The sequence below is a fragment of the Hyunsoonleella aquatilis genome, assembly GCF_014270105.1.
Lineage (GTDB): Bacteria > Bacteroidota > Bacteroidia > Flavobacteriales > Flavobacteriaceae > Jejuia > Jejuia aquatilis.
The window spans coordinates 1-1,207 of record NZ_JACNMF010000020.1; the positions used below are offsets into that span (position 1 = coordinate 1).

Here is a 1,207-nt window from a genome sequence, read left to right on the forward strand (position 1 = left end):
CTTAAGTTTGTCTTTCATTAAATTTAACCAATAATCAGAAAGAACAAAAGAGAGAAATAAGGTTAGTATACACGGTGAAGCTTTGGACTTCGACAACATTGATAACCCTCTCTCTTTTTCTGCCGGGATTTCGTTCAGTTCTGTGAGACCAGGATCTCGATTTTAAGTTGTTGAAACGCCAGTAGTTCGTTCTTTCCAAATTCAGTTCTTATGAGTAAATATAAAGAAATTTATGGGGTGGACATCAGCAAAAATGTGTTTGATGTTTACGGTTCTATCAGTGGTCACCATCAATTCAGGAATGATGAAAAAGGATTTGTGGGTTTTCTAAAAAGCCTGTCCAAGGACAGCTTGGTCGTCATGGAGGCTACGGGCTATTACCATTATAGGCTGGCGCAGTACCTGTACAGGGAAAATGTGTGCGTATCGGTGGTCAACCCGTTATCGGTAAAGCGTTTTATCCAGATGAAATTGGCCAAGGTAAAGACGGACAAGAGCGATTCAAGATCCATTAGCGAGTACGGCCAAAGGAACAATGTTCCGCTCTATACGGCCCTGACGGATGTCCAGAGCGAATGCCTGCAGCTGTTTCGGCTGTTGGACAGCTATATAAAACAGCGCACTGCCTCCAAGAACAAGATCCACGGCGAAGAAGTTCTGGGGGTTCCGTCAAAGTTTGTGTACCGTTCGTTGAAGCGCACCGTAAGGCATTTGAACAAAGAGATAGGTGCGATAGAGGAAAGGTTGCTGGAACTGGTAAAACAGGACCAGCAACATCAGCTAACGCTGCTGAAGAGCATCCCCGGGATGGGCATAAAGACGGCACTGTTTTTAATAGTTGCCACCAATGGGTTTTCCAAGTTCGAGAATGCCTCGCAACTGTGCAGCTATGTGGGCATTACCCCGACCATTCGGGAATCCGGGAGCAGTGTCAGGGGAAAGAGCAGGATAAGCAAGGTGGGGAACAGAAAACTAAGGAACCTGTTGTTTTTGTGTGCCTTTTCGGCATGCAGGCACAACAAGGCCTGCAGAGAGATTTACGAGCGTATAGTGGCCAAGGGGAAGAGCAAAAAACTGGCACTGATAGCAGTGGCAAACAAGTTGTTGAAACAGGCCTTTGCCATAGCAAAATCAGGAAGGCCTTACGATGAAAACTTTGTTTCGAGATTGGTTTAAAAAAGCTTGTTTTTTAACTCAGTTCTTTGTT

General features: G+C 44.9%; 1 protein-coding gene. It reads left to right on the plus strand.

The window, feature by feature from the left end; all coding sequences use genetic code 11:
* The first annotated feature begins 210 nt into the window (after nt 1-210).
* Nucleotides 211-1,176 carry an IS110 family RNA-guided transposase gene (locus tag H7U19_RS16770; RefSeq protein WP_186564034.1) on the plus strand — a complete coding sequence of 322 codons (966 nt, stop codon included), beginning with the start codon at nt 211-213 and terminating at the stop codon, nt 1,174-1,176.
* Nucleotides 1,177-1,207 lie beyond the last annotated feature (31 nt).

Bases quoted from the DNA above. Each gene is read 5' to 3' on its own strand.
- H7U19_RS16770 (WP_186564034.1), top strand. From the start codon at position 211: ATGAGTAAATATAAAGAAATTTATGGGGTGGACATCAGCAAAAATGTG.